This is a genomic window from Shinella sp. NM-101, assembly GCF_021401195.1.
Taxonomy (GTDB): domain Bacteria; phylum Pseudomonadota; class Alphaproteobacteria; order Rhizobiales; family Rhizobiaceae; genus Shinella.
This window is the reverse complement of the sequence record NZ_JACBFT010000004.1, coordinates 1-13,554: the sequence shown is the minus strand read 5'-3', so window position 1 is coordinate 13,554 and position 13,554 is coordinate 1. Positions and strand designations below refer to the sequence as shown.

The 13,554-nt window shown below is 63.8% G+C and carries 9 protein-coding genes and 3 pseudogenes; 6 read left to right on the top strand and 6 right to left on the bottom strand.

What is annotated here, in order from left to right:
• Positions 1–21: 21 nt before the first annotated feature.
• The 3 genes and pseudogenes from L0976_RS09485 to L0976_RS09475 form a co-directional block, all read right to left on the bottom strand.
• Positions 22–786, bottom strand: a complete 765-nt coding sequence (locus tag L0976_RS09485; RefSeq protein ID WP_203320067.1) for an ATP-binding cassette domain-containing protein — start codon at positions 784–786, stop codon at positions 22–24.
• Positions 786–1,838 carry an ABC transporter permease gene (locus L0976_RS09480; protein ID WP_203320066.1) on the bottom strand — a complete coding sequence of 351 codons (1,053 nt, stop codon included), beginning with the start codon at positions 1,836–1,838 and terminating at the stop codon, positions 786–788. The genes L0976_RS09485 and L0976_RS09480 overlap by 1 nt, the downstream gene beginning before the upstream one ends.
• Before the next feature lie 67 nt (positions 1,839–1,905).
• A pseudogene (locus L0976_RS09475) lies at positions 1,906–2,295 on the bottom strand (substrate-binding domain-containing protein); the annotation flags it as partial.
• Here L0976_RS09475 and L0976_RS09470 point away from each other — a divergent pair.
• From L0976_RS09470 to L0976_RS09460, 3 genes are read left to right on the top strand one after another with little or no spacing between them, the layout of a single operon-like run.
• A complete protein-coding gene (locus tag L0976_RS09470) occupies positions 2,255–3,262 on the top strand; it encodes a hypothetical protein (protein WP_234187394.1) in 1,008 nt (335 codons plus the stop codon). The pseudogene L0976_RS09475 and the gene L0976_RS09470 sit on opposite strands and share 41 nt — an antisense overlap.
• 11 nt (positions 3,263–3,273) lie before the next feature.
• Positions 3,274–9,663 (top strand): YDG domain-containing protein, encoded by a 6,390-nt coding sequence (locus L0976_RS09465; RefSeq protein WP_234187077.1) that lies wholly within the window; start codon positions 3,274–3,276, stop codon positions 9,661–9,663.
• A gap of 46 nt (positions 9,664–9,709) precedes the next feature.
• Complete coding sequence (locus L0976_RS09460) at positions 9,710–10,255, top strand: invasion associated locus B family protein (RefSeq protein WP_234187381.1); 546 nt, start codon at positions 9,710–9,712, stop codon at positions 10,253–10,255.
• 251 nt (positions 10,256–10,506) lie between these two features.
• Here L0976_RS09460 and L0976_RS09455 read toward each other — a convergent pair whose 3' ends face one another.
• Positions 10,507–11,193: a hypothetical protein gene (locus tag L0976_RS09455; protein ID WP_234187076.1), complete on the bottom strand. Its 687-nt coding sequence runs from the start codon at positions 11,191–11,193 to the stop codon at positions 10,507–10,509.
• A gap of 305 nt (positions 11,194–11,498) precedes the next feature.
• Entirely contained in the window at positions 11,499–11,624 is a 126-nt protein-coding gene (locus L0976_RS09450; RefSeq protein ID WP_370643620.1) for a hypothetical protein, read from the bottom strand.
• A gap of 17 nt (positions 11,625–11,641) precedes the next feature.
• On the opposite strand from L0976_RS09450, the gene L0976_RS09445 reads away from it, so the two are divergent.
• The 3 genes and pseudogenes from L0976_RS09445 to L0976_RS09440 form a co-directional block, all read left to right on the top strand.
• Entirely contained in the window at positions 11,642–11,896 is a 255-nt protein-coding gene (locus L0976_RS09445; protein WP_370643642.1) for an iron chelate uptake ABC transporter family permease subunit, read from the top strand.
• A 247-nt stretch (positions 11,897–12,143) separates the two neighbouring features.
• Positions 12,144–12,272 (top strand): annotated as a pseudogene (locus tag L0976_RS28755) (siderophore-interacting protein); the annotation flags it as partial.
• A gap of 87 nt (positions 12,273–12,359) precedes the next feature.
• Positions 12,360–12,687: pseudogene (locus tag L0976_RS09440) on the top strand (ATP-binding cassette domain-containing protein); the annotation flags it as partial.
• A 448-nt stretch (positions 12,688–13,135) separates the two neighbouring features.
• On the opposite strand, the gene L0976_RS09435 reads toward L0976_RS09440, so the two are convergent.
• Positions 13,136–13,554: electron transfer flavoprotein subunit alpha/FixB family protein (locus tag L0976_RS09435; protein WP_234187074.1), on the bottom strand; the 419-nt coding region annotated here is incomplete at its 5' end.

Here is a 13,554-nt window from a genome sequence, read left to right as displayed (position 1 = left end):
ATGTCTGATCGGGTCTGGTGGTCAGGAGATCGCGCCGGTCATGATGGCGACGGCCTCCGACATGGTGTGGGTCTGGGGCGTCACGGTCGCGGCGCACCGGCCGAGCCGCTGGATGTGAATGCGGTCGGCGACGGCGAAGACCTGCGGCATGTTGTGACTGATGAGGATGATCGAGAGCCCGCGGTCGCGAAGGTCCCGGACGAGCTGGAGGACCTGTTCGGATTCGCGAACGCCGAGCGCTGCCGTCGGCTCGTCCAGCACGACGACGCGCGAGCCGAAAGCCGCCGCCCGCGCCACGGCGACCGCCTGGCGCTGCCCGCCGGAAAGGCTTTCCACGGGCTGCGTGACCGATTGGAGCGTCGAGATGCCGAGCGCCTCCAGATGCTCGCGCGCGATCTGCCGCATCCGCTTCTTGTCGAGCCGGCGCAGGACCGTGCCGAGCACGCCCGGCAGCCGCAGTTCCCGCCCGATGAAGAGATTGCTCGCGATGTCCAGCGCCGGCAGCATGGCAAGCGTCTGGTAGACCGTCGCGATCCCGGACTTCTGCGCGTCGAGCGGCGTGCGGAAACGCACGGGCTCGCCGTCGACGAGGATGTCGCCGTCATCCGGCTGGAGCGCGCCGGAGAGCGCCTTGATCAGCGTCGACTTGCCGGCGCCATTGTCGCCGATGATGGCGAGCACCTCGCCCTTCCACAGTTTCAGGCTGACGCCGTCGAGGCCGACGACATGGCCGAAGGTCTTGACGAGGTTGCGGACCTCGATGACCGGTCTGCTCTCCTCGGCCATCACGCACTCGCCTTTCTGATCCACTGGTCGAGCGCGACCGCGACGATGATCAGGATTCCGACGGCGAGCGTCTGGTAGAGGACGTCGAGGCCCGCGAGCGACAGCCCGTTGCGGAAAACGCCGACGATGAGCGCGCCCAGAAGCGTGCCCCAGACGAGGCCGCGCCCGCCGAAGAGGCTGGTGCCGCCGATGACAACGGCCGTGATCGAGTCGAGATTGGCATCGACCGCACCATTCGGACTGACGCCGTTGATACGTCCCATGAAGATCCAGGCCGCGAAGACGGTGATGGCGCCCGCCATCATGTAGACGGCGAGAAGGACGCGCTCGGGGCGGAGCCCGACCAGCCGGGACGCCTCCACGTCGTTTCCGACGGCATAGATGTGATAGCCGAAGGCCGTGTTCTTCAGCATGTAGGCGACGAGCGCATAGAGCCCGAGCATGAGCGGGATGCCGTAGCTCATGTTGACGTCGAACAGGCGGAAATAGGAGCCGGTCCAGGTGAGCGCCGGCGGGAGAGCCGTGCCCCGGGTGGTCAGGCCATCGGTCGTGAGAATGGACAGCGCATAGAAGATGCTGAGCGTGCCGAGCGTCACGATGAAGGGCGGCAGCTTGATCTTCGTGATCAGCAGTCCGTTGAGCCCACCCGCGACGATGCCCGTCAGAAGGCCGACCGCGAGGCAGGCAGGACCGCTCCAGCCGAGGATGAGATGGGCCTTCGCCATGGCCACCGTCGAGAAGATCATCACGGCGCCGATCGACAGGTCGATGCCCGCCGTCAGGATGATCAGCGTCTGGGCGATCGCGAGCGTGCCGACGATCGAGACCTGCTGGAAGATCAGCGAGAAATTGGAGAGGCGAAAGAACCGCTCGTTCGTCAGTCCGAAGACGAGGCCGGCGAGGAGAAGCACGATGGCCGGGCTAATCGCCGGGTTCTGGTAGAGGAACCGCCGAAGGTTCCCGAGGGCGCCGAGATCGCGGTGGGCGAAATCCTTCGCGGTGCGATAGGTCTGCGCCGTTGCGGCCTTGGCCGTGGCGTCCGTGCTGTTCATCCTGCCTCCTCCTTGTGTCATGACCGGCCCCGTTCGCCGGGACCGGTCGCCATCATCGCGGCTCGGCTCAATTGCCCCAGCAGATCTTGGCCGCGTCGTCGGAGGTGATGCTCTTCACGCCGTCGACCGGCTTGTCCGTGATGAGCTCGACGCCGGTGTTGAAGAAGTCGCGGCCTTCGCTCGTCCGAGGCTTCTCGCCGGTCTCGATCAGCTTCTTGATCGCCTCCACGCCGAGCGACGCCATGCGGTAGGGATATTGCTGGCTGTCGGCGCCGATCACGCCTTCCTTGATGAGCCGCACGCCCTCGCAACTGCCGTCGACCGTGACGAGGACGACATCCTTCTCCTTGCCGGCGGCCCGCAGCGCCTCATAGGCGCCGGAAGCGGACGGTTCGTTGATGGCGTAGACGAGGTTGATGTCCGGGTTCTTGGAAAGGCAGTTTTCCATCGCCGTGCGTTCCGGCGGCGTCATCGTGCCGCTTGGCATCGACGGCCTGACATTCAATCTCGAAGGAACGCTTGCGCGCACTGCGCCCGAGGCGATTTCGAACGGCCCCGCGTTCCTGTCCGACCTGACGCGCGCATCTGCTCGGCTCGCCTATCCCGTGATCCGTTCGCGCAACTTCATGCTCAACGTCAAGGGCGTGTTCGATGCCCAGGACGAGACGCTTTCGCTGCGCAACGGCAACGGAATTACCGTTTCGCAGGATCGGCTGCGCGTGCTGCGCGCCGGTGCGGATTTCTCGTGGTACGCGCCCGGCGACGCGTTCGTCTTCGGCAGTCTTACGGGGTCTTTCGGCATTGACGGGTTCGGCGCTCGCAACCACAGTGACGCGATGGCCAGCGGAATACCGCTGTCGCGGCAGGGTGCGGATGCGGATTTCCATAAGCTGGACTTCATGCTCGGCTATCGTCAGCCGGTTGCCGAGCATCTGGTCCTCGACTTCAAGGCCAGAGCGCAAACCTCCTTCGGCGAGCCATTGCTCAATGCAGAGCAGATAGGCCTTGTCTCTCCGGGCGGCCTGTCCAGTTTCCCGCTCGGTTCTGTCCAGGGCGACTCCGGCTTTGCTCTGCGCTGGGAAGCGCAGTTTCCGTTTGTGACGGCGGTAACTCTGCCCTTCGCCGTGCCCGACTTTCCCAAGCAGCAGGGAACGGGTTTGCCGCAAGGCTCTGGAACAAGCGGCGCACTCTATATCTCGCCCTATCTGTTCGGTGCCTATGGAGGCGTCAAGCTCTACGAGCCGACAGCGCTGGAGCGCGGTTTTTCGCGGGGCGCCGCTTACGGTGTCGGTCTCAGGCTCGGGGTGGCCGGGCAATCCAGCTTCAACAGTGTCACGCTGAACCTCGAATATGGCCGCGCCGAACGCTTCGGAAACGGCACAAACGATAACCGCTTCACGCTTTCAACAGCGTTCCAGTTCTAGGGGCCGTCGCCATGTTTCGTTCGCAGGATCGCGGATTTGCCGCTCATCAGGCCAGAATGGTCGCTCTGCTCGCCTCGACGGCGCTGATCACAGCCAACTCCGGTTTCGCTCAATCCCTGCCGACCGGTGGCCAGGTCGCGGCGGGCAGCGCCACGATCGGCACGAATTCGAACGGCGCGCTCACCATTAACCAGTCGAGCGGCAGCGCCGTCATCAACTGGCAGAGCTTCAACATTGGCCAAGGCAACAGCGTCACCTTCGTCCAGCCCAACGTCTCTTCAGCGATCCTCAACCGCGTCACCGGCGGAACGACGACGTCCATAGCGGGACAACTCAACGCCAACGGTCAGGTCTATATCGTCAATCCCAACGGCATCGCCATCACGTCCACCGGCACGGTCGACGCGGGTGCCTTCGTCGCCTCGACACTCGGCATTTCCGACCGCGATTTCATGACCGGTCAGCGGGCCTTTACGGGCAACGGCGCCTCCGCCTCGGCGACCAACGCCGGCACGATCACCATAAACCGCGGCGGCTACATGGCGCTGATCGGCGGCTCGGTGGCGAACTCGGGCACCATCAACGTGCCGCTGGGCAAGGTGGGGCTGGGTTCGGGCGAACGCGCGACGCTTGATGTTTCCGGCGATGGCTTCCTGCAGGTCGCAATACCGACGGAGGCGCAAGGCACGGATGCGCTGGTCAGCAACAGCGGCAGAATTTCCGCTGATGGGGGCACAGTGCAACTGACCGCGGCTGCTGCTCGCACCATGGCGCGTCAGGCAGTCAATATGTCGGGGACAATCGAGGCGAATACGGTCGGGGGCAGGAGCGGCGATATCATCCTCGGCGGCTCGGACGGCAAGGTCGCGGTGTCCGGCAAGATCAGGGCGTCCGGCAAATCTAACGCCGGTGGGAAGGTCGCAATTACGGGCCGCGACCTCAAGCTCAAGGGCGCGCAGATCGATGTCTCGGGTAGAACCGGCGGCGGTACGGTCAAGGTGGGCGGTGACAGGCAGGGCAAGGGCACGCTTCAGCGCGCCGAGGTTCTGGACGTGGACTCCAGAACCCTCATCAATGCCGACGCGACCTGGATCGGAAACGGCGGCAATGTCGCGCTGTGGTCCGACAACGCTACCAGCTTTGCGGGGACCATATCGGCGAAAGGCGGTGCCGTTTCCGGCAATGGCGGCGATGCGGAGGTGTCGGGCGAGGCGCTGCTCTCCTACACGGGCTTCACCGACCTGAGAGCGGCAAACGGCTTTTTCGGCACATTGCTGCTGGACCCCTACAATGTCACCATATCCAGCGGTGCAAGTAGCAATGTCTCCGGCTTTACCGCTACCGGCAATGACAGCGTCATCGATGCAGCCACGCTGTTGACTGCGCTTTCCGGTGCGAACGTCGTCGTCTCCACCGGCTCTTCCGGAAGCCAGGCAGGCAACATCACGGTTGCCGCGCCCCTTTCGTGGAGCGCGGGAACGACGCTCACGCTGAATGCGGCGAACAGCATCTATGTCAATGCTCCGATTACCTTCGGCGGCGCTGCGGGGGCGGGTCTCAATCTCTACGCGGCCGCTGCACTTGCCATCAATGCGCCGATTGCGGTGAAGGGCGCGGGTGCCGTCGCGCTCACGCACGATACGTCCTTGCCGACCAATCTGTCCTTTGGTCTGGCAGGATCAGGTTTTTCTGGGAGCTTCACCTACCTGAATGCGAGCGGCAATGTGCAAAGTGCGTCGCCGGGCAATCAGAGCCTTGCGATCAACGGCGATGCCTATACCCTGATTTACTCGATGGCCGATCTGGACGCCATCGACGGGACCAGCGCGGCGACGGGCAACGCTGTCACGACCTACGGCGCAGGCCTTGCCGGCAAATATGCGCTGGCGTCCAATCTCAATGCCGCCGGCACCACCTATACCGCCGGCCTGATTGCGAGCGGAGGCACGACCGATGCGTTGCCCACCGCCTTCTCCGGAGCGTTCGAGGGCCTTGGCCATACGATCAGCAATCTGACGATCAGCGGGACGACAAACTATCATGTCGGCCTCTTCGGTTATTCCACCGGCGCCGTGCGCGATGTCGGCCTGACCGGCGGCAGCGTTTCAGGCTATTACAACGTCGGCGGGTTGGTCGGGTACAATAGCGGCTCGATAGCGCAATCCTATTCCGGCATTGCGTCGGCAACCGCCAGGCAGGGTGTCGGCGGGCTGGTCGGTATCAACGTCGGGCAGGGCGCAATCACGCAATCCTTTGCGACCGGCGCCGCCTCGGCGAAGTATTGGTTCGGCGGGCTGGCCGGCAGGAACGAGGGCGTAATCAGCCAGTCTTATGCGACCGGCGCTCTTACCGGCTGGGGAACCGAACTTGGGGACAGCTACTATGGCGGCGGGCTGGTCGGATACAATACCGGCACGATCCGCCAGTCCTACGCAACGGGCTCGGTGACCTCCGGCCCATACGGCTACCACTATGGCGGCCTTGTCGGGCAGAATGGCGGCTATTCCGGGCAGAACGTCGACGGAGTAATCGACCAATCCTACGCGACCGGCGCTGTATGGGGCGGCAACGGCAACTACATTGGCGGATTGGTTGGCACCATCTGGTCCGGCTCCGTCACCAACAGCTATTGGAATACGCAGACAAGCGGACGGTCGAACGGCGTCGGATGGTATGCGGAATACTATACCGGTCCCGTCATCGATACCGGCCGGACCACCGCCCACATGCAGGATTTGTCGAATTTCGCCACCAATTATGCCGGCTGGGATTTCAACAATGTCTGGGCGCCGCCCAACCAGGTCGGACAGAACAACAACTCGGCCACCGCATATTATCCGCAGCTTTACGTACTGAGTCATGTCGTCGCCGTTGCGCCGGGCGCGATCACGACGGTCTACGGCAATGGTGCGCAGACACTCCCGGCCCAGTATTACGGCTTGCGCGCCGGCGATACCATTACGTCGCAAGCGACGACTGCCGGCCTTACCACCACGACGCCCGTCGGCACCCACACGATCTCCGGCACAGGAGCGGGCGCATCCAACGCGGCCTATCGGTTCGTCTACATGCCCGCTCAGGTCACCGTGACGCCACGGCCTCTGTCGCTTTCCGGCACCCGGACCTATGACGGCACGACCAATCTCGCCTCGACGATCTTCAGCCTCTCGAACCTGGCCAATGGCGAGTCGCTGACGCTCTCCGGTTTGGGCGCAATGGGCGACAAGAATGTCGGCAGTGGAAAATCTATTTCGCTCGGGACGCTGCTTCTAGGCAATGGTAATGGCGGCCTGGCATCGAATTACACTCTTTCGGGCGGTGCCCATAGCGTGGATATCGCCAAGGCCACGCTGACCCTGACGGGGATAACCGCCAGCAACAAAACGTATGACGGTACGACGGCGGCGGCTATGGCCAACGCGGGAACCCTTGCAGGAATAGCCCTTAACGACGAGGTCTCTTTCAGCTCCTTAGGCGCAAATTTTGCCGATAAGGACGTCGGTATCGGCAAGACGGTCACCATAAGCGGCATAACGCTGTCGGGCGCGGATGCAGGCAACTATATGATTGCATCGACGGCGACCGGAGCGGCCGACATCAGTCAGCGGGTTCTGAACCTTTCGGGAAACCGGGTGTATGACGGCTCTGCGGATCTTGCCGCATCGATCTTCACACTCGGCAACCTTGTCAACGGCGAACAGCTCACCTTGTCAGGCGGCGGGTGGATGAATGACAAGAATGCCGGCAGCGAGAAGGCTTTCTCCTACGGTTCGCTGGCAATCGACGATGGTGCGGGAGGGGTCGCGTCCAACTATACTCTCCTCAATGGCGTGGGCAGGGTCGATGTCGCCAAGGCCCAGATCGCGGCGGTAAGCGGCATCACCGCTTCGGGCAAGACCTATGACGGCACCGCTTCTGCGACGCTGGACACATCCGGCGCCACCTTCGGCGGCATGATTGCCAATGATGACCTGACGGTCGGCAGCGCCAGCGGCACATTTATCGACAAGAATGCCGCAACCGGCAAGGCGGTCACCATAAGCGGCATAACGCTGTCGGGTGCGGACGCGGGCAACTACGCGCTTGTCTCCGACACGGCGATGACCACCGCCACTATCGCCCGGGCCCAGATCGCGGCGGTGGGCGGCATCACCGCTTCGGGCAAGACCTATGACGGCACTGCTTCTGCGACGCTGGACACATCCGGCGCCACCTTCGGCGGCATGATCGCCAACGATGACCTGACGGTCGGCAGCGCCAGCGGCGCGTTTGCCGACAAGAATGCAGGGATGGGCAAGGCTGTCACCATAAGCGGCATAACGCTGTCGGGTGCGGACGCGGGCAATTACACGCTTGTCTCCGACACGGCGATGACCACCGCCACTATCGCCCGGGCCCAGATCGCGGCGGTGGGCGGCATCACCGCTTCGGGCAAGACCTATGACGGCACTGCTTCTGCGACGCTGGACACATCCGGCGCCACCTTCGGCGGCATGATCGCCAACGATGACCTGACGGTCGGCAGCGCCAGCGGCGCGTTTGCCGACAAGAATGCAGGGATGGGCAAGGCTGTCACCATAAGCGGCATAACGCTGTCGGGTGCGGACGCGGGCAACTACACGCTTGTCTCCGATACGGCGACGACCACCGCCACTATCGCCCGGGCCCAGATCGCGGCGGTGGGCGGCATCGCCGCTTCGGGCAAGACCTATGACGGCACCGCTTCTGCAACGCTGGACACATCCGGCGCCACCTTCGGCGGCATGATCGCCAATGATGACCTGACGGTCGGCAGCGCCAGCGGTGCGTTTGCCGACAAGAATGCCGCGATCGGCAAGGCGGTCACCATAAGCGGCATAACGCTGTCGGGTGCGGACGCGGGCAACTACACGCTTGTCTCCGATACGGCGACGACCACCGCCACTATCGCCCGGGCCCAGATCGCCGCGGTGGGCGGCATCGCCGCTTCGGGCAAGACCTATGACGGCACCGCTTCTGCAACGCTGGACACATCCGGCGCCACCTTCGGCGGCATGATCGCCAACGATGACCTGACGGTCGGCAGCGCCAGCGGCGCGTTTGCCGACAAGAATGCAGGGATGGGCAAGGCTGTCACCATAAGCGGTATAACGCTGTCGGGTGCGGATGCGGGCAATTACACGCTTGTATCCGGCACGGCGACGACCACCGCTGACATAGGCCAGCGCGTTTTGAATCTTGCGGGCGGCAGGGTCTATGATGGCTCGATCGATCTCGCAGCTTCGATCTTCACGCTTGAAAACCTCGTCAGCGGCGAACAGCTGACCTTGTCAGGTGCGGGATGGATGACCGACAAGCACGCAGCTCAGGGCAAATCCGTATCGTTCGGGTCGCTGACTCTGGGAGACGGTCAGGGAGGTTTGGCCTCGAACTACACGCTGGCCGGCGGGGTGGGCCGGGTCGATATAGGCAAGGCCGTGATCTCCTCCATTGGCGGCATCATCGCCGGCAACAGGGTGTATGACGGTACGGCGAACGTGACGCTCGACACATCGGATGCATTCTTCAGCGGGATGATCGCCAACGATGTTCTGGCGGTCGGCAGCGCAAGTGGCGCATTTATCGACAAGAATGCCGGGACCGGCAAGACGGTCAATATCGGCGGCCTGACGCTGACCGGCGCAGATGCAGGCAATTATGTGCTTGCCTCAGCAACGGCTACGGCTACCGCCGACATCGGCAGGCGCGCCCTGACTGTCGAAGCCACTGCCCTGGATAGGGTCTATGGCGACACCAATCCCGCGCTGACCTATACAAGCAGCGACCTTCTCGGCAATGACACGTTGACAGGTGCCCTCTCAACAACTGCGGACAAGTTTTCCGGCGTTGGCGTCTACGCGATCACGCAGGGCAGTCTTGGCAACACCAACTACGATATCAGCTATACGGGTGCGGATCTGACAGTGAGCACACGTCATATCGATGTGACCGCAAATTCGTTCAGCCGGTTTTACGGGCTCGCCAACCCCTCGCTGGGCTGGACCGTCGGTGCAGCGGGACTGGTCAATGGTGACGTGCTCTTAGGAAATCTTGCGACGACCGCAACGACCCTCAGCGCTCCCGGAGACTATGCGATTACGCAAGGCTCATTGCACCCGTCCGCCAACTATACCATGAACTTCATTTCGGGCGTGCTGACGGTAGAGCAGGCAGTGAGAACCGAACCCGGTTCATTGTCCGGTTCTCTCATACAGCCATTGGACGTGGCTCGCTTTCTACCAATCCACACGGCGGCTTCAAACCTGGCCCAAGGTGCCGATGGCGGCGTGCTGATCGCCGACCCCCGGTTCGACGGCACGGTGATCTGCCTTGCCGAAAGTGCGGGGGGCTGCGCCGTGCTCGCCTCTCAAAGCGCGCAGTAGCCACAACTTTGCAACGCCGACAGACATAAGGAGTGCCATATTGTCAGTGATCAGCCTTGTTCGCGTCTTCGGACGCTTGACGGTCTTCGCGGTCTGGGTCGCATCCGGTGTCATGTGCTCCGCCCTGTCGAATGCTGCGGCAGTGGACCTTCCCGGCGGTGCGTCATCGCTCAGCGAAACCCATAAGGACTGGATGGTTTCCTGTGCTCAGGACCGCGCGGCCACGCGCTGCGTGATTTCGCAGGTTCAGACGCGGCAGGATGGCCAGCGCGTGTTGGCCGTCGAACTGAATGCTCCGGATGGCGACACGGTTTCCGGCATGGTCATCCTGCCCTTCGGCCTGGCGCTGGATCCAGGCGTGACGCTGCAGATCGACGACAAGCCCGCGATGCCGGCATTGCGGTTCCGCACCTGCCTTCCTGGCGGTTGTCTTGTCACGATCGCTTTCGACGCGCCGGCACTCACGGCGCTCCGCGCCGGCGGGGCGTTGAAGCTTGTCGCCACGGCGGACGGCGGCGGGGCGGTTCCGTTCTCCGTTTCGCTGCAGGGCTTTGCTGCGGCGCTCGATCGCGCAACGGCACTGGTGCGCTAAGGGCTCAGTGAGCGGCTCGGCGATCTGGAACCGATCGATCAAGGAGGACATTCGTGATTACCGGAGCACACGCGCTGAAGCCTATGACCTCAGTTGCGGCCACGGTTTCATGGAGACGCACGAGGCGCTGGCGCGAGGCCGCCCAGCGCGAGAGAGAGGTCCGGGCGCCCAAGCCGCCATGGCGTCCTCGGCGAGCAGGGCTTGAATGACGGTACCGACGCCTTTCGTCCGGACCTTTGGCGCCGCGGTCCTCAGCGTCTGAGGAACAGCGCCACCATGGCGCCGCCGAAGAGATGGACGCCGAGATGATTGAAGGCGCTCAACATGGCGAAGAGGTCGCCGTCGACAGCCAGTTCGCGGGTACTGTAAATGGCGGCGGGAAGGGCCGAGACGAGCAGCCCGAGGCCCGACAGGGCGAACAGGCGCGTCCCGATGTCCCCGCTGCGCATCGCCCATATCCAGGCCCCGATGGCAAAGCCGGCAAGCCCCGAAACGAGCTGCACCCAAAAAACCGGCGGCAGCGCCCGGACAGGGCGGGCGCGCGGATGGACCTCAAGCGCGTGCGCCTCGGCGGTCTCGTCGTTGACGACATGGAGGGTGAGGACGGATTGCTGCAGAAGAGCGGCCAGCTCGCTCTGCCGCGCGAGGAACGCCGCCGCCTGCGCGTAGCTCTCAAGGCCGTCAGGCTCCTCGACAAGGTCGCTGCCCCGCAGCAGGACGGCCGAACGACCGTCCGCGTTGCCGCCCGGCCCGATTCCGGCGAGCCGGAAACCGGGCGCGGCCTCGGAGCTTGCGGCCGGGCCGTCGCGCGCGATATCGGTCAGGATGACGGCATCGCCGGGGCCTGCGCCCAGCGTCAGCCCCAGCCAGGGGCGCGACGTGGCGACAAGGACCGCCAGCGCCGATGCCGCGATGCAGACCACCATCACAATGAACATGGAGACGCTCGGGGAGAACCTTCGCCACGCGCGGGCGCCAGGGGCGAGGAGAGCCGCGTTGCCCGGGGTCATGACTGGACCGCCGCCTGCTTTACCTTTGCTCTGTTCAATCCGATCTCCCCACCCTCCGCGCTATCGGGAGCGCCGCGCATGCAGCAACGGCCACTTGCCGGTTCGTCATTCATGCCGGCGGCGGTCACACAAAGCGGCCCGGCGGATCCCCCGGCCCGCGGCGGGCGGCCTGCCTATCGGCCGATTCCGGGGCGGCTTTGCACGGGTGGAATGAGAAGACATTCCGGCATCCGTCAGGCGAGGCGACGATGGATGGCCTCGCGGGTCGCCTCCGCCCGGGTCGAGATGTTGAGTTTCTGGTAGATGACCTTCACATAGCCGGCGACGGTGTGCGGCTTCAGTCCCAACCGCGCGGGCACCTCACCTCACCGCAACGCTGACCGCAACCGCGATAATTCTTGTCGGTCCGTTGAGCTTTGCAGGGCCCATGGGACCGCATCTGGCACGGCTTTGGGGATTTCAACGAGCAGGACTACATCTTGTCGCCTCGTCATCGACGGGAGGACTGATCCTGATGACGGCGGACTGGATTGGCCGCAACATCGTCTTTCCGTTCCAGGTCCCCGCAGGTCTGTTGGCGGCCGTCGTAGGAGGGCCCTTTCTTTTGATAATGATAGCGAGGCGATCTTGAATACGCCGGCAGACAATGGATTTCGACGAATGACCGTCATTGGAGCCAGGCGCCTCGCGCCTCGTCTGCAGCGGCTGAGATTGGCGGGACAGGATCTTGGCCGCTTCGACGTACTCACCAATCTCCATATCCGCCCTTACGTGCCCGCGCGGGCGGATATGGGAAACAAGCATCCCTTGCCATCGCCCGTTCTCGATAAAAACGGGCGCCCCGGCTTGATGGACCATCACCGGACTATGTCGCACGCCACTACGCGATCCGCCGGATCAATGTAGACGGCGGATGGATGGATGTAGATTTCGTGCTGCACGATGCGCCCCGCCCAGCCGCCGATTTCGCGCGGCGGGCGAAGGTCGGCGGCGTCTGCGGTATTTCCGGGCCTTGCGGATTGGGCGCCAAGCCAGCGCAAAACTATCTACGCGCCGGCGACGAGGCCGCATTGCCGAACGTCGCCGGCATGCCGGGTCGGCTGGTAGAGACCCTGTCCGGCGGAGAACGTCAGCGGACTTGGCTCGCCATGCTGGTCGCGCAGGATGCCGTGTACCTGCTGCTCGATGAACCGATATCCGCACTGGATATCGGTTCATCAAATGGAGGTTCTGTCTCTCGTTCACGAGCTGGCTCTGCCCAAGGGATCGGGCATTGTTGTCGTTTTGCACGGCATCAACATGGCGGCTCGCTTCTGCGACCAGATCATCGCCCTGCATTCTGGCCGCGTCATCGCTCGTGGCGCTCCAGCCGACATATTGGTTGCACCGTCCGGCGGCTACCCGATCGCCTTTCTGCGATAGATGAGCGAGCTTGCAAAATGCCATGGGGAGAACAGGCCCCGAGAGAAAGAGGCGATTGGGCACGGCGAAAAACGCATCTGATGCACCTCTGCAACCGCCCCGGCGGTTCATCTGCAGCCCGGAGATGAATATCATCGGCGCGGCGCCGGACGACAACCAGGCCGCTCTGGTCACCGAGCCGCGTGGCTCGAAGACCTTCGTCCATCTCGATCTACCCGAAGGCTCTCTCGTCGCTTGCGCGCCGTCCGAACGCACCTGTCATCCCGGCGAGGGCAAGAGCGTGCGGATATTCGACACCGCCACAGAAAAACCTCTCGCACTAAAGACTGCGGAGGCCCGCGACCCTGAGCTTGCGGGCCTTCACCGTGATCGTCGTAGGGCGATCTTCACCATCACACCGAATTCGATGCTTTCGCGCCGGAGAATTCCTCCATTGGCACCATGCTATTCAGATTGCCTTCTGCAAATGCGGCAGGATTTCGAAGAGGTCGCCGACGAGGCCGTAGTCGGCGACCTGGAAGATCGGCGCCTCCTCGTCCTTGTTGATCGCGACGATGACCTTCGAGTCCTTCATCCCGGCAAGGTGCTGGATGGCCCCCGAGATGCCGCAGGCGATGTAGAGCTGCGGCGCAACCACCTTGCCCGTCTGGCCCACCTGCCAGTCGTTCGGCGCATAGCCCGCATCGACGGCCGCGCGCGAGGCGCCAACGGCCGCGCCGAGCTTGTCGGCGACCGGAAGGATGACTTCCTGGAACTTCTCCGACGAGCCGAGCGCACGCCCGCCCGAGATGATGATCCTGGCAGACGTGAGCTCCGGACGGTCGGACGAGGACAGCGCGTCCTTGACATGCGTGGAGAGGCCCGGGT

Bases quoted from the DNA above. Each gene is read 5' to 3' on its own strand.
- L0976_RS09480 (WP_203320066.1), bottom strand. From the start codon at position 1,838: ATGAACAGCACGGACGCCACGGCCAAGGCCGCAACGGCGCAGACCTAT.
- L0976_RS09465 (WP_234187077.1), top strand. From the start codon at position 3,274: ATGTTTCGTTCGCAGGATCGCGGATTTGCCGCTCATCAGGCCAGAATG.
- L0976_RS09470 (WP_234187394.1), top strand. From the start codon at position 2,255: ATGTCCGGGTTCTTGGAAAGGCAGTTTTCCATCGCCGTGCGTTCCGGC.
- L0976_RS09455 (WP_234187076.1), bottom strand. From the start codon at position 11,193: ATGTTCATTGTGATGGTGGTCTGCATCGCGGCATCGGCGCTGGCGGTC.
- L0976_RS09485 (WP_203320067.1), bottom strand. From the start codon at position 786: ATGGCCGAGGAGAGCAGACCGGTCATCGAGGTCCGCAACCTCGTCAAG.